Origin of the sequence: Paraburkholderia sp. BR10882 (assembly GCF_040948855.1) — a bacterium.
Lineage (GTDB): Bacteria > Pseudomonadota > Gammaproteobacteria > Burkholderiales > Burkholderiaceae > Paraburkholderia > Paraburkholderia nodosa_A.
Genome location: NZ_JBFPKP010000014.1, coordinates 92,827 through 116,104, shown reverse-complemented (window position 1 = coordinate 116,104; position 23,278 = coordinate 92,827). Strand labels below are relative to the sequence as shown.

Sequence of the window (23,278 nt, the reverse complement as noted above, 5' to 3'; positions counted from 1 at the left end):
ATGGCCCTCGGGCCTATCATCACAACCACAGATCACTTCAGGCGGAAAGCGTTCCCGTGGTTTGCGATGCCACAAGCTTCGGCTGGGGTTGACAGTGGCACTGACACAGGTCGCCTTCAAGAGCGACCTGTTTTCCCATTACCGTCAGCCTGTGCGGAGTTCCATCCGACACGATGACACCTTGGGTATTGCAGGTGTGGCACATGACCGGTGCTCCGATATAGGCCATCGGTCTCCCGGAAAACGAGGACCCCTCGATGCCATCCATAACGACGCCGTTGTGATCGGTCTTGTCGTCTTTCAGTATGAATTTGCGAGTCATATCTGCTCCCTGAGATTCTTCTCTGATGCGACTTTGGTGGTGCTCGCCACGAATGCGTCGGGCTTCAATGACTGCTGGATGGCTTCAGGCCAAACCGGCTCACGGGACGGTTTCCAGCTAAGCCAGGCGAACACGGACTGGAGGTTGCCCACGAACTTTGCCTTCCTGACGATCTCCCTTGTCAGTCAAAGGCCGCTGCGTCTTAACCCGGATGTTTCCGTCGAATGCCATCGCGCCAGAGTCTTAGCGTCCCGCCACTTAGGCCGTCACCGTCGAAGACGGTTCACCGGGGAGCGAAGCTCGTTGTACGTCCTCGGGTCACACCGGCTCACGACTAGTCAGTTGCGCAATGTAATGCAATAACACCATCAGGCACATTGGAACCGCGATCACGGTCGTCAGCAGCCAAAGGGCGGCGTTTGCCCTGCGAACGGCCTTGAAATTGGAGAACAACACACTCGCCGATGCCCTCAAGGACGGTCCTTCGGGCAAGTACTCCTTGATAGGTGGAAGCGATTCCGGGCCGTCTTCCATAAACTTTCGAACGAATTCGAAGTTCGCCAGAAGTTGCTCAAGAACGTTCGCCCCCCACGCTGACGTCTCCGATCCCCCGTTGACCGTACGTTTGCCAAAACTGAAGGTATTGACGATGGTTTTATCGTCCTCGGCGAGCACGAAACATCTCAGGACGGTTGGCGCACCGCCGAAGAGCGGCGAAGACGTCTGCCGGTCAGTGAAGAAGAAAGCTTTGTCCCAAGGCACGGCAACGACCCCGTTCTTGCCGTTATGGCGGAAGGCATAGACCATCCGGTTTTTCCTGTTAAACCGAATTGTCTTGTGCCGGTAGTTGAAGCAGTCCTTCAGCAAAATGCCGGCACAAAACGCGCATCCTATGGCACACGGCACAACCAGTGTCCAGAAAATCGCGCTGCTATGAGTGAACAACACGAACTGCCAGCCAAAATAGGCAAATCCGGGAAATCCGACGAGAAAAGCCAGGGTTGCCCAACCCACCTGCTGGTATGAGGTATCGCAAATGCCCAAATAGATGTTGTTCATTCGAAAGACCATGTGCTTGTCTTTCGCATCGCTTGCCGCCGGCTTGCGGATATCGAGGCGACGCGCGCACTCCTCCGCCGTCACGGGGCGATTTATGGATACCTTCGTCAGATAGTCGTAAGTCATATAGCCTTCAAGTCGCTGCGAACCCCATCGCCGCCGCTGCGGAAGCTCCAATGCCAACTTGAGGCCAGAATCCAAGAAACGGCAACACTTCCAGGCGACAGAGTCGTCTTTCCGATAAATCGCTTACGCACGATACGTCCGAAAAAGTGGTCACGGCATTTCAATTCAGTTATTCGATCACATCAGGGCTCGATCGACAGTTGGTCGGCTTTGACCCATCGAACCAGATGCTTGCCGGAAGCTGTGACGTAGTCGACATAGGCCCACCCGGCAGGCGACTGCTTCAATACCGTCACCGTATCGTTCTGGACTAGATAGGCGCGGCTCGCGTGGCTATCATCGGGTGCCGTATAGAGCGTTGCATTATGTGCCGACACAGTCGCCGCACGGTGCCGGTCATCCGCGACTGCAGACTCTAACGTATGTGCCGCGCCGTCGTTGGCATTCGACAGTGCGGCGTCTATCAATCGCGCATCGTTGCTCGCGCCTGCGGCATGCAAAGCAGTTGCAATCTTTTGATAGGCCTCGCGATTAATGGACGACAGCGGATCGCACCGCAAGAGATTGTCCGCACCGGAATCGTCGTCGATTGCTAATCGTACCGGCTGACCGGCGCTGATGAAGCGCAGCAGCCTGCTCGCCGACGGACGATCGCGCTTCAGCATCACGTTCGTTTGATCCTCCGTTCCCCACTGTGCGGGCTGGCCAGCCTGCCAGCCCGCTCCGCATATCGCACCAGTTTGATCGGCGGTAATACACCCCGTGCGTATCTCAATGACAGGACAGTACTCCCGGCTCAGGACGGACTCCGCTTGCCCCGGCCCAGACGATACCGTCCCCGATTCGACTCGCCCTATAACAACAAATTGGCCGGACGGCGAAATATCGCTCTCGCTCGGCGGTTCAATTGCAGCCCCGCCAGCGTTCGTTTTGCCAGTTCTTGGCAGCAGGCTGAACGTCGCTCCGTTCGGGAAATAAAATACTGCCTGTTGCCAGGACCGCTCGGCCAATGGTGCTTGAGGGTTCGATGCGTTGCCGTAAAGAATGGCTGCCCCACCCGGTAGAGCGAAGCGGAATGTGGACGATGTTTCGGAGGCAAGTGATGGCGTAGCAGCGCCGTTGGTCAGGAGAAAAGCGGTGGCAATTCCCGTGCCGATACGGACAGCATCCAAGCAAACTAAGCTGATTCGAAACTGCAGGCTACTTGTCTTCATAGATTTTGAAGTCTTCTTTCTCAAGATGGCATTCCCAAGGCTTGGACCAGATGCTGATATCTTCCCGGCGCGACCGACTCGCCGTTGACTTGCGCCATAGAGCGCGATGGCCCGTAATCTTGCAGGATACTTGTTTCGTATGCAGACCTGTTCGCCCCCCATTCTGCCGGATTGTGCGACGCCTGCGGATTGTGTTGAAAAAAGCGATCCAACGAAGTTTTCATACTGACTGGTGTTGCACGGGGCCAGTTGACGTCCTGATCCAGCACGGTCGCACGGCCGAGCGCTGACTGAAGATAATCCTTGATCGGATAAGCGTAGCCGCTAGGTGTCTTGTTGATAGCCTGATTAAGCCGATCGACGAAGTCCTTGATTTGCAGCTCTTGGTATAGCGGTGACGACACAGCGTGCGCCATCGACGCGACAGGCGGGCAGTTGACCGGCTTGCCAAAGTGGAGATGGAACAATCGCGCCGTAACGCAGTGTAAAGCTCGTCACCAATGATCCGGGCGCCACTCGTAAATGTCGAATGCGCGTACCCCAGCGAAGCATCGCTGCCCGAACCGGTAACGGTCCAGCCGCAATTAGCAAAATACCGTTGGTACTCAGCAGGATGCGCGTCTCGAAACGCAGCGATCTGGGTGGCCAGTTCGCCTTGGCTTGCCGAACCACGGATCGTCTTCTGCATTGCCCCAGCGCTGATGATTGCTACATCGATCGCTTGAACCGTATCCACCTTGCCTTCATTCTGCGACATGGCGCGCAGAATCCTTTCCTCGGTCTCGCTTAGGGTCCCGTTGGTCCGCATCGTCGCCAACGCCGGACAGTTGCCCAGCGAGATCGAACCCGAATGCTGCGGGCCATACCAATACGTATTCGCATCCTTCTTGAAGCGCGTTCCGGTCACCGTTACGCAGCAGACGGTCGAGCCACCCGCACCGCCTGGGTGATAGGCCATATAAGCACCACCTGCGTATTGACCGTTGACCGCGACATCGTAGATCGCGCGGGGCCAGTAGTTGTAGATTGAGACGTCGATGTTCATCGGCCGCTCCGAGCAAGCGGCGAGCGGCAATACGGACAGCAAACCGACGAGCAAGCGGCGGGTTAATGTGTTGAACGCAGCGTCATACATCATGCATCGACGGACATGGACTGCTGCGATGCCACAAGCTTCGGCGGCGGATCGCATTTGCAAATACAGAGGTCATCGCTCAATGCCGCATGTCGTCCATCGGGCGCGGTCATCACCTGACGCGGTCCATCGCATTTGATTTTGCCCGTGGTGTTGCATGCGGGGCATTGCACATCATCGCCTTCGTGAGCGACATCACGGCTTTCGAACTGGATCGAGGTTGGCGTGGCGACCACAGTACCGTTTGCCGTGGTCTTGTCGCCTTGAAGTATCAAGTAACGTGGCATGGTTCACTCTAGTTTGACGACAAATGGGGTCAGCTGACAATCACGCGTCGATCAATATGACCTCCTGCGACGCGACGATTTCGGCGTCTGTGCGCATTAGCGAACGTCATCACTAACAACGATCACTGATTTGCCTTGCATTCGCTCCAGCATTTTGGGCAAACGTATCATCACGATATACTGCCTGACGCCGAGTCCGGCGATCCATTGCGATACGGGAAAGAGAATCAGGGCGACTAGCAGGATCGGGCCGTGCGAACCCAAAACAGGCGCCAGAATTCGCGGATCACCAGCGAGAGAGGCGCGATCAGCAGCACCAGATACATGTGAAACTTTCCAGAGGGGCTGCGTGAACTCAGCACTACCTCCAACTTGGCGATACTTTGCAGCCGATACTGCAAGACACTTCCTTTATCCTCAAATGCCTCCTGAACGAAGCGCGAGGTCGCTAGTGCCCTGTCGACATCTCGCGCTGTAAATGCCATCCAGTAGCCGGTCAGAGTGATACCGATCGCGAGACCACCAGCCTGTACGTACAGAGGCATCGGCGCGAACAGAAAGTAGAAAAAAAAGCAAACGATGCCAAAAAAGAAGTAAAACGCCGTCACCATGATCGTATTCGCGAGTCCCAGAGAAACGAGCCTGGATTGACCTCTGTCGATCAAAACAATGGCGCATGGTCCCACAACGGTAACTATCAACATCGCCGTAGCCAGCCAGAAAGGCGCTAGGGACACACGAAAAGCCAGCGCGTAAAAACCAAAGGCGATGGTGATCGAAACGACATTGACGAACAGCGTTAGCGGAATCGTCTTCTTCACTACGTTCCAAAGCGCGGTCTTTGCGTGAATCACGGTCGTCTCGGCGGCGAATTACATTTGCAGATACTGAGCTACTCAGCCACCAGTACGGGCTTTCGGCGATCCTTCGCGAGTTGTCTCGGCAAAATGACCATCACGACAACGATGCGAACCAGCAGCCCCCCTAACCACAGCGACACCGGCATGCCCAACACCGCCAGAAAAAAAAGAACACCGTTCGTTCCAGAACTGGAACTCAGGAGCCGGCTCAGAATAAGGCAAAACGGCGCAACACCGCAGACGATCCAGTAATAAATCTTCGGGAACGGCAAACGTTCATTGTGGAGTTGGATCGAACAGCATCATTCCTGGCTGGATCCGGAAGCCGAGGTCGGATCCCTGATCGATAAAAGCGCGCTCGACAAAAGAAGTTGTCGTGATTGTATGAAGGACGCTTCGTTTGATGATGATCAGCCAGTACAACGTGAATGCGATGCCACCCAGAAGCCCTGGCCATTTAACCACCGGATGCAGTGGCGCAAAGATGAAATAGTAAAAGTACGCAAAAATGCCGAAAAAGAAATAGACCGCGAATATGCCGATCGACTGGACCAGCCCACACACCCACAGCAAGTTCGTGCGGCGGTACATCATGTAGATCATGAAGGGCGAGAAAGAGCACGTCAAAGTGACGAGCATCGCGAATTTCCACGGCCACCCAGAGACCGCAAGATCGTCGGCATAGGCGGCATATGAAACGCCGGTACCAAGCAACGGCAAGAGCAGGCTCATCGGTGCGACTGTTCTCACCATGTCCCGCAGCGAATCCTTGGGTGCCGTCTGCAGCGTTGCTATCGACTGTCTTCGTGGCATGTCTTTGCTTTCTTCCAGTGGATACCCGTCATGATCGAATGCACGCCAAAACCGTGAAGGACTACCTCTTCTACGAGGGAGGATTGCCGCGGCTGATGACGGCGACGGGCGCTGAGCGCTATGCGTCGACTGACATCGACTGCTGCGAAGCCACAAGCTTCGGCGGCGGATTACATTAACAGACGCAGAGATCGTCGCTCAACGCCGCATGCCGGCCGTCTGACGCCGTCATCACCAGGACGCGTCCTGTCGAAGGTGAACGATCCCGGGCAACCCGTTGAAGTCATCGATCGACATGTCGAATTGCTTCGGCGATCCGCTCGGCGCACCGAAAGCATACGCGTCATCGATCCTCCACGAACCTGTTTCCTTTACGAGAATCAGATCCGTCCGGCCGATTCCGTAGTAGCTCGCGCCACCTTTAACGATCTCTGCCCAATCGATCCGCACGCGCACGCGCGACGGGTTTACCTGAAGAATTCGGACCGGCTGTGTAATCTCTAGTCGAGCCTCATTGCCATAGTTCGATGGATCGGAATCTATTTCGGAGCCCCACAATCTGGCATCGAGCATGCCTGTTGCCTTGACATCCCCAACGCACGATTTGCGCATTTTGTCAAACAAGGAGCGGGAAAATAGCGGCTTAAAAATTCGCGTATAGGCCTCAAGGCGGAACTCACGATTGCGTACTCTGGGATCGACCGGTTGTCCATTGTGATCGATCTTACTGAAGACGCATGAAGCGTCCGGATGCGACAACGAATAGTATTGTTTGACCGTTGCGTTTATCTGTGCACCATCGGCCGCTGAAATTGCGACCTGCTGTGCATGAGCCATACCCCAACAGGCCGACAGCACAATTGCCACGAATAAGGCAGCTCGCTTTCTCAATTGTTGAACTCCTTCACGTACTTATCGAAATCTGATTTTAGCTGCGCCATTGTATAGCCTTGGTCCTGGCTAGTGCCAGGCATACTGGCCCATTCGCTTCGAAGCAACGCAACTGCCTTTTCGATTTCGCCGGTTCTCACGTAACCCAGCGCTGTCGGTTGTGGCTCTCTGGTGGTCGGGTCAAGACGTCCAGGATGCCCCTCCATGAGAAAGACTGCGTACCTGTCCTGCGTAGCGGGTTGAAAGTCGGCCGGCAAAGCGCCCATGTCGGGCCTTTGGCCGGCCATCCAAACCGCTCGGGTCATCTGATACGCTCCCTGGTGGTGTGCGCCGGGTGGATAGGTCGATAAATCCCTGATTCCGCCGGAAAGCGAGTAAACACCTTGCGACGCGTAATAGGTTTTCGAATCGCCTCCCAACTGAAAAAATGTCTTTGCTTCACGACTGCGAATAATCTTCAGGAACGCCTTCATGCGCGCGAGCGGCAATGGATCGCTAAAGCCCGCCTTGCGATATATGCCAACTGGTTCGTAATAGTGTCGCGTACCGTTTGGGTTCCTGCCGCCCACGCACAGGCGACTCTAGAAAGGCTCCAGCAACTTTTGCGTAGCTGCCACCTGCGCCTTCGAACTTGCCGTTCTTTTCACGAATGAAGCGAATCGCATCCATCTTCCACAGTGCGATCTTCACAAACATATAGCACTGTCCCTTCGATTCTTTCGAGGCTTTCGTACCATATTTGATCGTGCCGTCAGCAATTTGCTTGAGATTCACGACGGTCGATGGGGACGGCATAGTATGTGTCGTCTGCTCCTCCACCAGCCCACTGTTCTTTCTCGCGATGGCCGCGGTATCCAGGACGCTAGCGGATTGCCCCTGATCGGCGCCCCGCGGTGCCCGTTTCGCGGGGGCGATGGCGCCCTTACCGGCGACAGGATTCGACTCGACGCCCATACAGTCCTCGATGAAATGCCACGCCGCGTTGATTTTGTGCCCAGCCCAATCGGCCCATGTCTCTAGAGGCTGCGCCTGCGGGTGACCTACAGCATCGCGCTTCGTCGCAACGTTGGGCGTAACCGGCGGTTTGCCCGATCCGCCCTTTGGCGACGCTGGCTTTGATTCCGGTTTGGATGCGCTGGTCGTTTTGCTAACTGCGGCCTTGCTTGAAGTCGCAACGGCATTCGGCTTTGGATTTGTCGCCGTATTTCCGACGCCGGTGGTCAATGTCGTTGTACCCAGCGAACTCACCGACGGTGCAGGAGCTACTGAGCCCAGTGGCGGCGCAGTTGTGTTGGTCGGATCGACTGTACTGCCCGCGCTATTGGCAGCCGGCGAAGCACTGGTGTCCGCGGTCGGCCTATCGCTTTCGGCAGGGGTACTGCTTGCGTCGTCAGCATACGCAGGATGCGTTGCTAAATTACCTGTTTCTGCCGGTGCTTCGGGAGGTGGCTCCTTGTATACGTCGGCATCCCCGCCTCCATGGAGTTCGGTGGATGTTTTCAGGAGCATGCTCGGGCTCATCAGCGTGACTGTGGTGTCGGCGCTGGGAATGGTAAAGCACGCGACCTGCTTATACTCGCCGGTATCCGTCTTCACGGATACAGAACATTCGGCGCCGGTGTTAAATGTCGTCGGAGCTGACGAGCTGCCGTCCTCGCCGGTGGAACAATCAACTGTCGCACTATCGGACTGCACGCGGTAAGTCAGGCCACTAATCGGGCTACCGTCCAAACCGACAAACCTGTATTGCATTTTCGGTGGAGAATCGGAGTCCGTTGACATCTGAGTGTCGGTAGATGAATCCTCCGCAGGCGTTTGCGATGTTGAGGCAGCAGTCCCATCGGCGCCGACGGGTTGTGGCGTCGCGACTCCCGTTCCGTTCGCGGCGGCCTTGTCGTGATGAAGCATCCGGTAACGTGGCACGGTTCATCCCGGCTTGACGCCAAATAGCACGATAAACTGGACATCACGGATCTGATCGAGCGATCGATTTCACGTTTGACCCGGTGGCCCGGCATCCAGAGGCGAATGCTGCGAGCATCGTGGCCGCTAAAAAAGCAATCAAATAGCGTCGCATGTGTTAGCGCGTTCTGTAGTTGGCAACGACGGATAGAGACGATTCCTGACGCACTAGCACTGGATACTCGTGCAACATCGGCAGAATGTCTCACGGGTCAATTGGATTCCTTGCGAGGCAGCCCTACTGTCCTAATCGTACGGAGAGGTCGGAAGATTTCACCCATCGCACGAGGCCCCCTCCCTTACCGAGGTAGTCGATTCTGGACCAGCTGGAACGCGTTTCAAGCACGGCCACAGGATCTAGTCGAACGAGATAGGCCTTTGTCCTGCTACTGTCTGCCGGCGCGGAATAAAGAATTGATTTCGGAACTGCAACGTAGTTGATGACGCGCCACGGTTGTGGCGTATCCAGTTTCAGAAAATCGCCCGTCGCAATAGTCGGCACGTCGCAATTGGGTAACGCGCCGGACAAGGTGGCAATCCAGGTACCGTCAGACCGTTTCTTCAGGGCAACAGACGCGCCCGTCTCATCGGCCTTGCCGCGTTCCGTGGGATACCAGGTATCGAGTTTCACCTCGCCGGCAGACGACAGCTTGCCTGTGAGAAAAAAGCGACAAGTTGGATTTGCGTCGGGATCGTTTGATGCGGGCTGAGTGAACGGATTATCAAAAAATCCAGAGACCCGATCGCCGTCGAAAGACAAGAACAACTTCCTGTAGTCAAGCTGCGTTCCAGCCACTGTCCGAAGCGTGTACGCACCTGATTGTTCTTCACTGCGGGCAACGTTGAATGCAGACAGCATGATCAAAGCCATGCCGATCGTCTTTACCCTGGTTACTTTCACTTGCCCTCCTGCGCATTGCGCTTTGCGTCCGCCTTCTGCAGTGCGTCAAAATTTCTCTTCATCTTTCCATCATAGTCGTTCTCGGCATACGATGGTCCGTTGTAACGGGATGCAAATTTGGTAAACTCTTCCTTCTGGATGGCCTTCAATAGTACCGGATCGGCCTTGACAAAATTCACAAATCCGTCAAGATGCGCTTTTTCAGATCGGGAAAGGGCTCTCACCATGGCTTGTACTGAGTCATACCCTAGCGTTTTGTAGTTGGAGCCCATAATCTGGAACGCTCCCCAGGAACATGACTCCAGTGCCGCTGTGTCATCGAGTCGAAACGCCTTTCTCAGTCGGCGATAGCTATCCTTATAAAAATCCCGATCGTCAAGGAGCACTCCTTCACGCAGCAATTGTTTGCCCGTTTCTGCTCCCGCAGCGTGAGATTTATCCTTGTCGTCATATCGCACCCAAACATCGACGGCAGCGGCCGTCCCGTCTGTTTTGGTCAGCGTCTCGGATTTCTTGTAGTACTTCTTTTTCAGGCGATAGTAGCCCACGGGATAAGAAAGATCGGGATTTGTGTCCCAATACTTCTTTCCAGATAGCCGATAAAAATAATGCCGCTCGTAAAGAATCTTGGGGACGGTGCGCCCATCCACAATAGTAAAGCTCCCCGAACCGACCTCCGTCTCATGGACTGCTTTTACGGCGTTGACGTTGCAGCTCAGCGATTTAGCAGCCGCCTTATAGTCATCTTCGCAAATCGGATCGCCGGTATACTTGTCAAGAAATTCATCAAGAGACGCATCATCGCTGGTCGCCTTCAAGACTGAAGCGCCGTTCTTGTCCTCTTCCAGTTTGGTCTTGACACCTTTATCGGGTGCAAACCTCGATGAGGTCTGGCTTCCTAATGGTGCCGCCTTAGGACCTGATTTCGCGCCATATTCAGACACAGCTGCATTTTTTGGATGGAGGACTGTCTGTGCGGTTAACTTGAGCCGAGGACTCACAAGCGTAATAAGCTTGTCGTTCATCGACGACATTGTTACATGGACAATCTTCCACTCACCGTTCAGCTTTTGAATGAGGAACTCAATCGTTTCGTCTTGGGTCGACGGCCAAAAGTCCTCTGTTTGCCCACCGGCTCCCGTCTTGCCAGACACTTCGCGGTCGGCGCCCTTGATACGATAAGAGACGTTCCCGAGCGGATTATGATCGGCATCCAGTACATGCGCACGCACCTTCCCAGATTTTCGCTTCGGAATCTTGAGCGTCTGTCCCGCACGCAACTCACGAGGGTCGCCTATACAGTTCGCTTGTGCGATGGCCTGCCAGGTTACACCTTTTTGCTGAGCGATCCCACTCAACGTGTCGCCGGGTTGAACGACGTAGTTGCCATCCTCATTGGTCATGCTTGACCTCGCAATGCCTGATCATCAGATAGGTGCTCCTCCTCGGAGACACGCCATTTCTCACTTTCTACCCACACGTCTACCTGCTGAGACTCTCTGGTAAAAAAGCGGCTTCCCACCCCGAATTGGTCGGTTACACCGCTTGCTATAACTGTTCCTTGTTGATCCGCAACGTAATAAGGCGCGTTCGCCCACAAATGCGCGTAATCTTCGGAAACAACGTCAAGTCCAGAAAGGTCGAGGAGGTTGCTATACCGTTGTACGTCAACAGGTATCGGCAACGCTGGGATCGGATAATTCGCTTGCGCAGGCCCCGCGAACGAATGCTGCGCACCCTTGATATCGATCTTCCCAGGAGCATGAATTTCTATGTTGCCATCCTTGATGCGGATATAGGCCCCGCCTGACGTCAGCAGGATTTCCTGTTTCGCGGCGGCTTCGATATTCTCTGTCGCGGAAAGCACCTTGACCGTCTTCTGTGCAGTCAACTCGATGTTGTCCGAGTGCGCCTGAACTTCGACCTTGCCCTTAGCCGCAAACAGTTTCATCCCCGCGTTCTGCACGAACAGACTGATCTTCTCGGCAGCGCTGGCTACAAGCGATTTCCCGCTGGCGATGAACGTGCTCTGTCCACTAACCAGGTTAGTCTGCTGATCACTCGCCAAGTGCACTGACTTTTGCGTCGACAGCGCAATACCGGACGGACTCGCAACCAGCATCACAGGCGACTTGAACGCGTTCGCATTGCCGGTGCCACCTCCAGCCGTTCTACCACCAGACGATGCCCCACCCTGCGCACTGCTCTGTGTCGCATCGGTAAAGGACTTGAGCGCATCGTGCCCGTCACTGAGACTCTCCGCCTGATGCGCCTCGCTAGCCTGCGACATCGACTCAACCACGCTCTTGGCGCCCATGAGTTGCTGTCTGGCCTCGCTCACGTCCAGTTGCTGGCTGCCAGCCTGTTTAGGATGCGTCGTGACGTACAGCCCCTGCGAAGCACGCACCGCACCGTACGAATCCGTCTTCAGATCGAATCCTGATCCAAGGTATGAACCGCGCGTATTTCCGCTCTGGTCGATCAGATACCCCAGATGAAGCACACTGTTCCCCGTACTGCTGTACAACCTCGCCCGATTCTGCCCCGTCGCATCGTCGAGCACCATTTCATTAAAGCCGGAACCCGAATACTCCTTCGACCGGTAGCCCGAGAGAATACCGTTGCTGTGCCACTGCGGCTGGACACTCCCGTTGTAGACGCGATGCAGGACGATGGGCCGATCGCAATCTCCGCCCACATACCCGATCAGCACTTCCTCGCCAACTCGAGGAACGTGAACGCTACCGTAACCGCCCCCCGTATCCGACTGCGCAACCCGCACCCAGCACGAAGCGCCCGCATCGCCTGGATTCTGCCGGTCCCAGATAAACATCACCTTCACGCGATTCAGTTCGTCTGTGTAGACCTCTTCGCCCTGTGGTCCGACGACGATGGCGGTCTCCAGGTGCATCTCCGGCTTCTTGTGCTCGAACGGGCTGCGATAAGGAACCGTCACGCGCTGCGCTTCGACTTCGACCAGATAAAAACCTGCGGAACCGTCTTCCTGGGTAACAGTTTCTCCGGTGTGCCCGGATTTGGCCCTCGCCAGTTCGTTCTGCAAGCTGTGCGGAAAGCTCGCTTCGTGGTCCGAAAGCGGCAGGTTGTTCTCGATGTACCGGCGCACCTTGATTGCCGCGAATTCCCGCTGGCCCGCCGGATCGTGATCGTGCTCCGGGTGACCGGTCAGTTCGAAGCGCAGTCCCGCATCCATACCGCGAACGCCACCCGCCGCATAGAACCGTTTGGCACGCGACTCCCATTCTTCCAGATGAACTCTTGAAAGGTGTTCGCCACGAGTCTGGTCCGAGTATGTATATGCACCGGTATATTCGTAGACCTCAGCTTGCTCTGGCAAATCCCCCTGGTTCGCCATCGTCGGCAGCGTTGTCCCTTTAGGATTGACCGCCGATGAAGGTGCCTTGTAGTCGAACGTGCGCGTCGTATGCGCCGTGCTCTGCAACGTCCGCGAGCCCGACCACTGCGTGAAGGCGTCCGTTTCGCTGCCAGTTCCCGACCGGTAGAACGTAACCGGATTAGGCGACACCTCATCGAGTGTGTGGATGTCGTCGGTCACCACCAAGGTATGCGACTTGCCGTCCTTGGCCTGCCGCCAGAAGCCGAACAGACCTTCTTCTTCCATCAACCGGTGAACAAAGTTCCAGTCGGTTTCGCTCTGGCGACAATACGAGCGTTGCGGCAGCGGCTTGCTCAAGGCGAACTGGAACTGGCCGCGCGCCTGCGGATGCTCGTTGAATACGTCCGTGATGATGGCGTCGGCGCTCTTGTCCTGCCAGTACCGCATGTCGCTGCGGAACCGCAGAAAGTGCATCCATGAGGCGTAGGTCAGCTGGTAACTCGTGAAGCTGCCGTCCGCGCCGAGCCTTCGGGCCGTATGAATATAGCCGTTGACCGGGAGATAGGACTTGTCCGCTTGCTGAATCCACAGCGTCATTGGCTGCGCGATGAGTTTCTTGAGCTCGATGTCACCCGCCGTGGACACGAGGTCGAGCGTACCGCTGAAATCGCGCCCCAGCTCCGAACAAAGAACTGCCCTGCGCGGCACGAGCGCACTATCCGGCAAGACCGGAATATCGGCCTTGATCAGGCGGTCCTGCTGGATCAGACCGCCCTGAATGACCTGCACAAGTTCAGTGAGATTCATGCTCAACCCGCATCATCGGTCTTCACACCCAGCATCTCGCGAATCTGCGCGAGCGTGCCATCGTCTTTCACCACGGTCGAAAGCCACTTGTGCAGCGGCATCTCCGCCCATTCCGCCGCCTTGTCTGCGAGATAGGCAGCAGGACTATGCGGCTCGGTCTCGCGAAAGAAGACAGCAACCGCGCGCAGTTGCGCAACGGCTTCGGCACGGCTCTGTATGCCCGCGTACGCGCGTACCGGCATTCGAATCGGATTCGCCATGGTGTCCTCAACGGGCAAAGGTGTCTTGAAGCTCGGTTCCGCGCGTTCGACCGCCACGGGCGAAGCGGCAGGCTGCACGGCGTGCTCCAAAGCCTCCGCATTCAGGTTCACGCCCACGTCACGCGCGAACCGCTCTGCAAGTCCATACACGCTCTCGCAGGCTTCCCGCGCTTGCCGGAAGCTAGGCGCGGCATCACCTGCGCGAGCCTCGAGCACCGTGTCGAGCGCTGCGAGAGCGGCTTCGAAGGTCTTCAACTGCGCGAGCAGCGTTCTATAGAAAGCTGCCGGCGTGGCGCGCTTCGAGGCGTCGATCTGCTCCACCGAAGGCTTGCCGCGCGCGATATCGTCTGCGTGATCCGGATCGCGCTTGACGGCCTGCGCGACGTGCATCGCGACATCCCAGTCGATCGCGCTGAAAGCCACACCCGACTGCGTGAGCGGCACCGAACGCAGCAATTCCGCCGTGCGGCCCGCAAGCCACGCGACATTGCCGAGGCGGTACTCGGTATCGTCGCCTTCGGGTAGCGGATGCACTTGCTCCCAAAACTGCTCGACCAGTCCACTCAGGAGCGCATAGCCCTGCGTGAGGCCCGGCACGCCCTCCTGAATCGCGAGCGCCTCGGTGAGCCACACGGCGAGCCGCAAGTCCTTCGTCTGCGTGCGCAGCAACGCCGTGCAGCGTTCGACGACGAAAGGCCAGTCGGCTTCCTTGATCTCGGTGATCCACTCGCCCTGGTCGAGCGACGGGTCGTCGAAGCGTCGTGCATGCTGGATCGCGTCGAAATCCGCCGAAAACAGCAGGTCGGCGCCGCACGGCGACGCTTCATTAATGGGCGCTAGCAGCGCGGTCGTGTCAGTCGACATGGCGTTCTACAGAAGGGCTAAGGCGTCGGGCTTCGAGCGAAGCATGGGGGTCGCGTATCAACGTCATGGTCATTGCACCGCGTACTCGAACTCACCCGCATCATCGGCGCGCACGCTCACGCGCGCGAGCGACGTGCCCTGCGCGATGCGCTCCAGAATCTGCTGTGCGAGTTCCGGCAAGAGCGTGCCGTTCAGAATGTGATCGACATTGCGCGCGCCCGAATCGACTTCGGTGCATCGCGCAAGCACCGCATCGACGAGCGACTCGTCCCATTCGAATTTGGCACCGTGGTTCGCCTCGACGCGGCGGCGGATGCGTTCCAGCTTCAGCTCGATGATCTCCGCGAGCACGTCATCGGAAATCGGGTAATACGGCACGACTTTCATGCGGCCGAGGAAAGCAGGTTTGAACGACTTGTACAGTTGCGGGCGCAGCAGCTCTGCCAGCGCCTGTGCGTCGGGCAGTTCTTCATTGGGCTTGTTCAGGCAGGCCTGCATGACAGCAGTCGATCCCACATTCGACGTAAGGATAATAAGCGTATTGCGAAAGTCGATCGCACGCCCCTCGGCGTCGTCCATCGTGCCTTTGTCGAAAACCTGGAAGAACATTTCCAGCACGTCCGGATGGGCCTTTTCCACTTCATCGAGCAGCACGACCGAATATGGATTGCGGCGCACGGCCTCGGTCAGCACGCCGCCCTCGCCATAGCCCACATAGCCGGGCGGCGAGCCCTTCAGGCCCGATACGCTGTGCGCCTCCTGATACTCGCTCATGTTGATGGTGATGAGCTTGCGCTCGCCGCCGTAGAGAATGTCCGCCAATGCGAGCGCCGTCTCCGTCTTGCCCACGCCGGACGGTCCCACGAACATGAAGACGCCGCGCGGCTTGTTGGGATCCTCGAGATTCGCGCCCGCCGTCCGCACGCGCTGCGCAATGGCTTCGAGCGCGTGATCCTGGCCGATCACGCGCTCGGCCAGCAGCGGATGAAGATTCAGCATGGTCTGGATTTCATCCTTCACCATGCGGCCAAGCGGAATCCCGGTCCATGACGCGACGATTTCCGCCACCACGTGTGCGTCGACCTGCAGCGGCACCATCGGCGCGTTCTCCTGCAGCGCGTGCATGCGCGCGATGAGCGGAGGCAACGATTCGCGCGCGGCATCGGCTTCGCGCATTCGTTCGGATGACGTACTGTCTTCGCGCGCCGCGTCGATCTGGCCGCGCAGTTTCGTGATCTGCGCCACGAGTTCGCGCTCCTCGGCGTGGCGCGCCTCGCTTTCTGCCAGTTCGCGAGCGGCAGTGTCCCGCGCCTCGCGCAGCGCCACGAGGCGCCCCTCATGCTCGGCGCCATGCACGGTTTCCCGCTCGAGCGAGGCGATCTCCGCTTCGATACGTTCGATGCGCTTCTTGCCGTCATCGATCGCACCAGGCGTCGCGCCCTGCGCGAGCGCCACTCTGGCGCACGCGGTATCGAGCACGCTCACGGCCTTATCGGGCAGTTGCCGCGCGCTGATATACCGGTGGGAAAGCCGCACGGCCTCGGTAATCGCCTCGTCGAGAATGCGCACGTCGAAGTGGCGCTCCATGAGCCCCACCATGCCGCGCAGCATGGCCGCCGCGAGCGTTTCGTCGGGCTCCTCGATCTTGACCACCTGAAAACGCCGCGCCAGTGCCGCATCTTTCTCGAAGTAACGCTTGTACTCGCTCCACGTCGTCGCGGCGATCGTGCGCAGCTCGCCACGCGCGAGCGCGGGCTTGAGCAGGTTCGCCGCATCGTTCTGGCCGGCCTGACCGCCTGCGCCGATGATCGTATGCGCCTCGTCGATGAAGAGCACAATGGGCTGCGCACTCTTCTTGACCTCGTCGATCACGCTTTTCAGACGGTTCTCGAACTCGCCCTTCACGCTCGCGCCGGCCTGCAGCAACCCCATGTCCAGCACGCGCAGCGCAACGCCGCTCAGCGCCTCTGGCACATCGCCCGCGGCGATGCGCAGTGCGAGCCCTTCCACCACGGCCGTCTTGCCCACGCCCGGCTCGCCGGTGAGGATCGGGTTGTTCTGGCGGCGGCGCATCAAGATATCGATCGTCTGGCGGATCTCCGCTTCGCGCCCAATCACCGGGTCGACAAACCCTTCGCGCGCACGCTGGGTCAGGTCAGTCGTGTAGGTGTCGAGAGCGGGCGTTTTCGACGCAGCGACACTTGTTGCGCTTCCGACCTCGCCACCAGCTTCTGCCGCGCCTTCGACAGGCTCGACCTCGACCGAACCGAGCGTCACTTCATCAAAACGATGCTTGAGTTCGCCGACAGGAATCTCAGCGAAACGCGTCGATATGCGCTGCGCGAACTGCGCAAGATCGGGCGCGCTCAAGAGCGCGAGCAGCAGATGACCGGAACGGATGCGCCCGATCTGCGAGTCGAGCGACGCGATCAGCCAGGCCTGCTCGAACAGCGCGATCAGATGCGGGGAGAACACCGGTGTGCGCGTGTTGCCCGTCTTGAGGCGTTGCAGTTCGCGTTCCAGATCCGCACGCAGCGCATGCGCATCGACGCGCGACGCACGCAGCACGCATACGAGGTCGCTGGCCGGTTCCTCGAGCAGCGCGAGGAGCACATGTTCGAGGTCCACTTCGTAGTGCCCGCGCGACAGGCACGCACTGGCCGCACGCTCGGTAGCCAGCCGGCAAGTCGTGTTCAGCTTCGCGATCAGGGTTTTCAGGGGCGTGCTCATGTCGTCCGGTCCGGCCTCGGGTCTCGTGTGTTCAATGAATGACGTGCAGTTCGTAGCGTGCGTCGCGGCGCTCGCGGTCGGCTTCGTGCGTGCAAAGGAAAGCATCCCAGCCCAGACGCGCGCCGGCGCCCAGGCGGCTCGGCCCGACTTCCTCGCGGCGCAGCACCAGCAGCACCTCGTATTCGAGCGTCACGCGCGCGAGCAGCGTGAGCATGCGTTCGAGCGCGAGCGCGTGTTCCGCGCCCGGCAGGAAGGCCTCATAGTCCGCCTTCGAAAGCGGCCCGATCACCAGGCGCGCACGCATGTCGCGCTGCCAGACGCGCTCGCCCGCAAGCGCCGTTGCACCGAGCATCACGTTGCGCTGGCCGAGCATGGAAAGCTGGTCGGGCGGCACGTCGTACCACTTGCCCACGAACTGCTCGACCTGCACGGGCACGCCGAAATAGTCGGAGAGCGTCTGGCGCAGATACGCGGCGGAAACCGGCTGATGACGCGCGGCCACCGCATGCCCCGCGATCGCCTCGTCGAAGAGCGCGCCGCCGCCGTCCTGCAGGCTCTCGCGCGACGCGTCGTTGGCCACGCCCGCAAGCGCGAGCAGCAGTGGCAGATAGCGTTCGTCGCGATCGAGTTCGTAGTGCAACGGCAGCCGGTACTTTTTCCACGCCGAATAGAACAGCGCCGTGGCGCGGTTCGAGAACACGTCGAAAAACTCGCGTGCCGCGCGGTCGCGCCGCAATTGCTCGCGCGCGACGATCTGCTCGGTGTAGTTCAGCGGCAGCGCGCCTTGCGCGCCCAGCAGCCCGAAGAACGCGGGCGTGAGATCCACGCGTTCGAGTTCGCCTGCATCGAGCGCCGCCGTGCGCTGGCCGGCATCGGCCAGCGGCGCGCCAGCCGCGTCATAAGACACGGCACCCGCGATCTCGCTGGCAGGAAACGCGAGCGACAGCGTGTTGCGAAAGCCGATACGCTGTGGGAGCACGTCACGCTGCCGCGCGCCGGCCTTGTCGACGAACCAGCGTTCGAGCAGGCGCACCGCCTGGAAAAAACCAAAGCGGTGCGGCTCATCGAGCAGCCGCTCGATTACGCCAGAATCGATTCGCCGCTGCGGGGGCTGCATCGCATGATCTCCTCGCCGGTGCGCCGCGAAACGACGACCAGTTGCACGAAGCTGTTGATGTGCACGTAAAGCCCGAAAAACACGTCGATGACGCGTACGAACGTTCCGAGGCTCGTGCCGACGAAGTGATCCTCATCGACGGTCAGGCGGATTTCGATGCCGCGCACGAAGGTCGCGAACGGCTTGCCGGGCAGCCATTGCACGGCGGCGCGCTGCTCGACGTCGACGATGCCGTCCACGTGCCGCGCCGAAACCGCCGTGCGCCGCAGGTCATAGAGCGCGAGCATTTCCTTGAGCGTCGTGGCGCCGTGGTTCACGAGCGAGACGTGATTGAGCGCGAGATGCGAAATGAGCCGCCAGTGCGCGGCCTGGCGGCGCTCGAAGCGCACGCAGGGCGTCGGCCGCATCAGGAGCGCGATGCTGCTCGCCATCGCGCCGCCCTCCAGAAACAGATCGCCGCCTTCGAGCCCGGTCGCGAGCGCAGTGGGCAAATCGCGGTTGGTACAGGTCAGATCGAGGCTCAATGTTTCGTTTTGCTCGGTATCGACTTCGAAGTCGATATCGACGATCGAGATTTCGGTTTCGTAGCCCGGACTCTTTTGCGCGACGGCTTCGTCGCGCCGGGCGAACCAGTAGTGGCCGGCCCGCATCGATTCGCCATGCCGCAGCGAATAAAAAGGCCGGAACTCGACGACCGTTTCTTCGTGTGCGCGTTGCCGCACCAGTTGCACGGAGTCGATCGAATAAACTTCATAGGCGAACGCTCGCCGGCCCTCCGCCACCACCGGATACGAGACCGCCTGATGATCGAGGCGAATCGGCTCGCCGTGCTGCTTGAAGAGGTTCACCACGGGCGTGCAGAAAAGCCGCAGATGATGCGCCGCGAGTGCGTCGAGCAACCGTGCCACGTGCGAGTCGCCGCGCACGTCCTTGAGCACGATATGAAGCGTGAGTCGCTGGCAGCGGCCCGCCGCGGCGGTCATTGCCGCGAGGTCGAAGTCGACGAAATCGAACTTGTCCGGAAACGCAAAATACTCCGTGAGCAAGCGGTACGCAGGGTGCGATTTCGCGGGATAGTCGATCAGCGCGTCAGCCGCGTCGAAGCCGGCTTGCGCGAACGGCAGCGCGGAGAGCGCGCGCCAGCGGCCATTGCGTTCGGGCTCGGCGTAGGCGGCGATCGCGTGCACGAAGAGGCAATCGCCGAGCGCCGCGATGAACGACTGCTCGCCGTGCAGGTAAGTGCGCAGCCCGCCGCTTCTCCACGCAGAGAGGTCGAACTGCGGCGACGTCGACTCGAACGTGATCGACAGGACGCCGGTTGCATTCGGCGGGAGCACGGTCGCGCTCGGTGCGATCGCCGTCGGCACGTAGCGCGCCTCCGAAATGCGGATCGGCGCGAGCGTCACGTCATAGGCGGTGCGAAAGCGGCATTGCACGCCGCGGATCGGCCGGGACTTCAGTTCCGTGCCGCGCTCGATCACGGCCGGCTCGGTGAGATTGCCGAGCGCGCCCGCGGCGCCGAACTGGGCGATCGAGCACGAGGGGAATGGGCGCAAATAATGCGGGTAGAGCACCTCGAGCAGCGCCTCGGTGAACTCCGGGTAGTCGTCGTCGAGTCGCTTGTTGATGCGCGCACCGAGCAACGCGAACGACTCGATCATCCGCTCGACGTGCGGGTCTTCGCAGTGCTCCCCCGTCATCGCGAGGCGGGCCGCGATCTTCGGGTAGCGCTGGGCGAATTCGCGCGAATAACGCCGCAGGAACGACAATTCGCGCTCGTAATACGGCAACAGCTCTTCCATCGGTACGCTCCCGCCCCCCAAAACTACCTTTGTGTCATGCCATGTCGCGCGCCGCCGGTCGCGGCCGCGTCATGCTTTTGCGCGTGCGCGCGTGACCGAATACTGCAGCGTCGATGGCTGCAGCATCGCGTCGAAACTCACCGGCTCTTGCGCCGGATGCACCACTAACAACGCCTGAATCGCGAAGTACAGTGCGTTGGTCGAGCGCTCGTTCAGTTCGAGCGTCACCGTTACGCGCTGCAAACGCGGCTCGTGCCGCTCGATCGCCTGCTGGATCGACTTGCAGATGAACGCGCGGTCGTAATGACTCGCGAGGCTCAAGCCAGCGAAATCGTTCAGCCCGTAGGTCAGGATCGAACGGCGGCACTCGGGCAACATCGCGAGTTCGTGCTCGGTGAACGCGATGCGCGAATTCAGGATCGACTCCAGATCGCGCGCAACGGTCGCCTTGAGCTCTTCGATCGAGAACTGCCGCAATGCCGCCGGTGCCGGCGAATGCGGATCGTCGTCGAAGAGCTTGTCAAGCAGTCCTGGCTCGAAACGCTTCATCGGTTCAAATAGAGTCGGTCAGCCAGATGAAACCGGCGCAGGCATTGCACGCGATCGCGCGCGCCGCCTGCGCACGCCGCGTCAGACCGCGTAGGTCTTGTCGTTCTTCGTGAGGCTCCATGCGCCTTGCGCATTGCCGCCCTGGTTGCCGCCGATCTTCTGCTGCGTGTACTTCCACTGCACGGCCGCATACTTCAGCGAAAACTGCTCCGTGGGCAGCCCTTCGCCGACCACTTCCGGCGTGATGCTGGAAATGATCACGTATTTGAGCTTGATTTCGAGGTACTTGATGCGGTTGCCCTCGCCGTCCGAGCGCATGAAGTCGATCGTGACTTCGTCGAAGGTCGTGCCGCCCGAAGCGTGCTGATAGAGCAGCGGGCTCACCACGTCGATGTCCTTCAGGAAGCGCATGTCGGCATGCTCGCAGCGCTCGACCGTGTGACCGCCCGCCGTCGAGGCCGTTGCCGAACGCGGCTGCAGAATCGAGTGATTCCACGAATCGATTTCGATCCAGCCAGCATGGTCCTTGTCCTGCGACTCGCCCTTGATGGCCGGATTGCCGAATTTTAGATAGATGTCCTTCATAACGCCTCGACTCCCCAGAGTGGTGGTTTACGGTAGTTTGCTAACGCGGGCCCGAGGGCGATGCCCCCGGGTTGCTTCCCGGTGCGATCCGCTGGATAGCGGACCGCTCCTGCTCAACTCAGTTGCGCGCTCGCGCGGTTTTATGCATTCGCCGGCTTCGGCAGATCCGCCACGAGCCGCAGCGAAATCGACAGTTCGTCGAGCTGGAAGTGCGGCCGCAGGAACGCGACCGACCGGTACGAACCCGGCTTGCCCGGAATCTCGCTGACCTGGATCGATGCCTCGCGCAACGGAAACTGCGCCTTTTGTTCCTGCGAGGCGTTGTCGTCGAGCAGCACGTACTGCGAAATCCAGCGGTTCAGGAACACTTCGACGTTCTGCGCGGACGCGAAGCTGCCGATCTTGTCGCGCATCATCGCCTTCAGATAGTGCGCCACGCGCGACACCGAGAAGATGTATTGCAGCTGCGCCGAAAGCACGGCATTCGCGTTCGCGTTGTCGGTACTATATTTTTTGGGTTTCTGCACTGACTGTGCGGCAAAGAACGCGGCGTAGTCCGAGTTCTTGCAATGGACGAGCGGAATGAAGCCGAGGTCGCTCAGTTCCTTTTCGCGCCGGTCGGTGATGGCGATTTCGGTCGGGCATTTCAGCGCGATCTCGCCGTCGTCGGTCTTGAACGTATGCGTGGGCAGGTCTTCCACGAGGCCGCCGCCCTCCACGCCGCGAATCGCCGCGCACCAGCCGAAGTCGTCGAACGCCGCGGTCAAACGCGCCGCAAAGGCCCATGCCGCGTTACACCACAGGTATTTTGCGTGATCCGTGCCGTCCACGTCTTCGACGAAATTGAAGCCTTCCGCCGTCGCGCCGTCCTTCGGATTGAACGGCAGGCGGCCGAGAAAGCGCGGCAGCGTGAGACCCACATAGCGCGAATCTTCTGCGTCGCGGAACGACTTCCACTTCGTGTATTCGACAGTGTCGAACACCTTGCCGAGATCACGCGGCTTGCCAAGGTCGGCGAACGACTCGAGGCCGAGCAGTTCCGGCGAGGCCGATGCGACGAACGGCGCATGCGCCGCCGCCGCGACATGCGACATCTGCTCGATGAAATACATGTCTTCGGGCTGGCGCGTCACTTCGTAGTCGCCGATCAGCGCACCGAAGGGCGCGCCGCCGAACGTGCCGAACTCTTCTTCGTAGATCTTCTTGAAGAGCGCGCTCTGGTCGAATTCGACGGCGGTCTTGAAGTCGCGCACGATGTCGCGCTTGGGCGCGTGCAGCGCCTTGATCTTGATGGTCGAGCCGGTATTGCTTTCCTTGCACAGATACTCGAGGCCGCGCCAGGTGCTTTCGAGCCCCTGGAATTCCGGCGCGTGCATCACGGCACTCAGCTGCGCCGAGATCAGGCGGTCGAGTTCGGCCACGCGGGCATCGATCGTCGCGGAAAGATTGCTCGAGACGATCACGGTGCCTTCCAGCACCTGATGCACGAGCTCGCCAATGAGGTCTTTCGCGCGAGCGTGCTCGGATTCGGATTTGGCCACCTTGCTCTTTTCGACGATCTCGTCGAGCAACGAGGGCGCGGCCTTGGCTTCTTCCAGGGCCGGTGCGCGAACTGCGCCAGTCTGCTGATTCATGTCGA

At 59.2% G+C, this 23,278-nt stretch carries 20 protein-coding genes; all 20 read right to left on the bottom strand.

The genetic code is table 11. The features are described from left to right. Positions 1–37 precede the first annotated feature (37 nt). The 20 genes from AB3X99_RS29110 to tssC all read right to left on the bottom strand — a co-directional run bounded on the left by AB3X99_RS29110 (position 38) and on the right by tssC (position 23,273). Complete coding sequence (locus AB3X99_RS29110; protein ID WP_368618874.1) at positions 38–322, bottom strand: PAAR domain-containing protein; 285 nt, start codon at positions 320–322, stop codon at positions 38–40. A 318-nt stretch (positions 323–640) separates the two neighbouring features. Continuing rightward, positions 641–1,507, bottom strand: a complete 867-nt coding sequence (locus tag AB3X99_RS29105; RefSeq protein ID WP_368618873.1) for a DUF6708 domain-containing protein — start codon at positions 1,505–1,507, stop codon at positions 641–643. A gap of 182 nt (positions 1,508–1,689) precedes the next feature. Next, positions 1,690–2,745: a hypothetical protein gene (locus AB3X99_RS29100; protein ID WP_368618872.1), complete on the bottom strand. Its 1,056-nt coding sequence runs from the start codon at positions 2,743–2,745 to the stop codon at positions 1,690–1,692. A 196-nt stretch (positions 2,746–2,941) separates the two neighbouring features. After that, complete coding sequence (locus tag AB3X99_RS29095; protein WP_368618871.1) at positions 2,942–3,766, bottom strand: hypothetical protein; 825 nt, start codon at positions 3,764–3,766, stop codon at positions 2,942–2,944. A gap of 89 nt (positions 3,767–3,855) precedes the next feature. Beyond that, complete coding sequence (locus AB3X99_RS29090; protein ID WP_368618870.1) at positions 3,856–4,143, bottom strand: PAAR domain-containing protein; 288 nt, start codon at positions 4,141–4,143, stop codon at positions 3,856–3,858. 236 nt (positions 4,144–4,379) lie between these two features. Beyond that, complete coding sequence (locus AB3X99_RS29085; protein WP_368618869.1) at positions 4,380–4,964, bottom strand: hypothetical protein; 585 nt, start codon at positions 4,962–4,964, stop codon at positions 4,380–4,382. Positions 4,965–5,279: 315 nt separating this feature from the next. Further along, positions 5,280–5,816, bottom strand: coding sequence for a hypothetical protein (locus AB3X99_RS29080; protein ID WP_342948808.1), 537 nt, complete (start codon positions 5,814–5,816; stop codon positions 5,280–5,282). Between the two features lie 231 nt (positions 5,817–6,047). After that, a complete protein-coding gene (locus AB3X99_RS29075) occupies positions 6,048–6,683 on the bottom strand; it encodes a hypothetical protein (RefSeq protein WP_368618868.1) in 636 nt (211 codons plus the stop codon). Between the two features lie 20 nt (positions 6,684–6,703). Then, a complete protein-coding gene (locus AB3X99_RS29070) occupies positions 6,704–7,180 on the bottom strand; it encodes a hypothetical protein (protein ID WP_368618867.1) in 477 nt (158 codons plus the stop codon). A 22-nt stretch (positions 7,181–7,202) separates the two neighbouring features. Beyond that, the gene (locus AB3X99_RS29065) at positions 7,203–8,489 is read right to left on the bottom strand and encodes a hypothetical protein (RefSeq protein ID WP_368618866.1); all 1,287 of its coding nucleotides are present in this window, start codon (positions 8,487–8,489) and stop codon (positions 7,203–7,205) included. 418 nt (positions 8,490–8,907) lie between these two features. After that, the gene (locus AB3X99_RS29060; protein ID WP_069266622.1) at positions 8,908–9,570 is read right to left on the bottom strand and encodes a hypothetical protein; all 663 of its coding nucleotides are present in this window, start codon (positions 9,568–9,570) and stop codon (positions 8,908–8,910) included. Beyond that, positions 9,567–10,973: an N-acetylmuramidase domain-containing protein gene (locus AB3X99_RS29055; protein WP_368618865.1), complete on the bottom strand. Its 1,407-nt coding sequence runs from the start codon at positions 10,971–10,973 to the stop codon at positions 9,567–9,569. Before AB3X99_RS29055 ends, AB3X99_RS29060 begins: the two co-directional genes overlap by 4 nt. Further along, complete coding sequence (locus tag AB3X99_RS29050) at positions 10,970–13,732, bottom strand: type VI secretion system Vgr family protein (RefSeq protein WP_368618864.1); 2,763 nt, start codon at positions 13,730–13,732, stop codon at positions 10,970–10,972. The genes AB3X99_RS29055 and AB3X99_RS29050 overlap by 4 nt, the downstream gene beginning before the upstream one ends. A gap of 2 nt (positions 13,733–13,734) precedes the next feature. After that, the gene (gene tssA, locus AB3X99_RS29045) at positions 13,735–14,856 is read right to left on the bottom strand and encodes a type VI secretion system protein TssA (protein ID WP_368618863.1); all 1,122 of its coding nucleotides are present in this window, start codon (positions 14,854–14,856) and stop codon (positions 13,735–13,737) included. A gap of 69 nt (positions 14,857–14,925) precedes the next feature. Further along, positions 14,926–17,586 carry a type VI secretion system ATPase TssH gene (tssH, locus tag AB3X99_RS29040; RefSeq protein ID WP_368618862.1) on the bottom strand — a complete coding sequence of 887 codons (2,661 nt, stop codon included), beginning with the start codon at positions 17,584–17,586 and terminating at the stop codon, positions 14,926–14,928. 31 nt (positions 17,587–17,617) lie between these two features. Then, positions 17,618–18,703 (bottom strand): type VI secretion system baseplate subunit TssG, encoded by a 1,086-nt coding sequence (gene tssG / locus AB3X99_RS29035; protein WP_342948799.1) that lies wholly within the window; start codon positions 18,701–18,703, stop codon positions 17,618–17,620. Beyond that, positions 18,667–20,505 carry a type VI secretion system baseplate subunit TssF gene (gene tssF, locus AB3X99_RS29030; RefSeq protein WP_368604420.1) on the bottom strand — a complete coding sequence of 613 codons (1,839 nt, stop codon included), beginning with the start codon at positions 20,503–20,505 and terminating at the stop codon, positions 18,667–18,669. Before tssF ends, tssG begins: the two co-directional genes overlap by 37 nt. A gap of 69 nt (positions 20,506–20,574) precedes the next feature. Beyond that, the gene (gene tssE / locus AB3X99_RS29025) at positions 20,575–21,054 is read right to left on the bottom strand and encodes a type VI secretion system baseplate subunit TssE (protein WP_069266628.1); all 480 of its coding nucleotides are present in this window, start codon (positions 21,052–21,054) and stop codon (positions 20,575–20,577) included. Positions 21,055–21,135: 81 nt separating this feature from the next. Further along, complete coding sequence (locus tag AB3X99_RS29020) at positions 21,136–21,639, bottom strand: type VI secretion system tube protein Hcp (protein ID WP_028206760.1); 504 nt, start codon at positions 21,637–21,639, stop codon at positions 21,136–21,138. 140 nt (positions 21,640–21,779) lie between these two features. After that, a complete protein-coding gene (gene tssC, locus AB3X99_RS29015) occupies positions 21,780–23,273 on the bottom strand; it encodes a type VI secretion system contractile sheath large subunit (protein ID WP_069266629.1) in 1,494 nt (497 codons plus the stop codon). Positions 23,274–23,278: the final 5 nt, after the last annotated feature.

Excerpts from the sequence above, each read along its gene's own strand:
- AB3X99_RS29055 (WP_368618865.1), bottom strand. The coding sequence starts at position 10,973 with ATGACCAATGAGGATGGCAACTACGTCGTTCAACCCGGCGACACGTTG.
- tssA (WP_368618863.1), bottom strand. The coding sequence starts at position 14,856 with ATGTCGACTGACACGACCGCGCTGCTAGCGCCCATTAATGAAGCGTCG.
- AB3X99_RS29020 (WP_028206760.1), bottom strand. The coding sequence starts at position 21,639 with ATGAAGGACATCTATCTAAAATTCGGCAATCCGGCCATCAAGGGCGAG.
- AB3X99_RS29065 (WP_368618866.1), bottom strand. The coding sequence starts at position 8,489 with ATGTCAACGGACTCCGATTCTCCACCGAAAATGCAATACAGGTTTGTC.
- AB3X99_RS29050 (WP_368618864.1), bottom strand. The coding sequence starts at position 13,732 with ATGAATCTCACTGAACTTGTGCAGGTCATTCAGGGCGGTCTGATCCAG.
- tssG (WP_342948799.1), bottom strand. The coding sequence starts at position 18,703 with ATGCAGCCCCCGCAGCGGCGAATCGATTCTGGCGTAATCGAGCGGCTG.
- AB3X99_RS29110 (WP_368618874.1), bottom strand. The coding sequence starts at position 322 with ATGACTCGCAAATTCATACTGAAAGACGACAAGACCGATCACAACGGC.
- AB3X99_RS29080 (WP_342948808.1), bottom strand. The coding sequence starts at position 5,816 with ATGCCACGAAGACAGTCGATAGCAACGCTGCAGACGGCACCCAAGGAT.
- AB3X99_RS29070 (WP_368618867.1), bottom strand. The coding sequence starts at position 7,180 with ATGAAGGCGTTCCTGAAGATTATTCGCAGTCGTGAAGCAAAGACATTT.
- tssF (WP_368604420.1), bottom strand. The coding sequence starts at position 20,505 with ATGGAAGAGCTGTTGCCGTATTACGAGCGCGAATTGTCGTTCCTGCGG.
- AB3X99_RS29105 (WP_368618873.1), bottom strand. The coding sequence starts at position 1,507 with ATGACTTACGACTATCTGACGAAGGTATCCATAAATCGCCCCGTGACG.
- AB3X99_RS29090 (WP_368618870.1), bottom strand. The coding sequence starts at position 4,143 with ATGCCACGTTACTTGATACTTCAAGGCGACAAGACCACGGCAAACGGT.
- AB3X99_RS29095 (WP_368618871.1), bottom strand. The coding sequence starts at position 3,766 with ATGAACATCGACGTCTCAATCTACAACTACTGGCCCCGCGCGATCTAC.
- tssH (WP_368618862.1), bottom strand. The coding sequence starts at position 17,586 with ATGAGCACGCCCCTGAAAACCCTGATCGCGAAGCTGAACACGACTTGC.
- tssC (WP_069266629.1), bottom strand. The coding sequence starts at position 23,273 with ATGAATCAGCAGACTGGCGCAGTTCGCGCACCGGCCCTGGAAGAAGCC.
- tssE (WP_069266628.1), bottom strand. The coding sequence starts at position 21,054 with ATGAAGCGTTTCGAGCCAGGACTGCTTGACAAGCTCTTCGACGACGAT.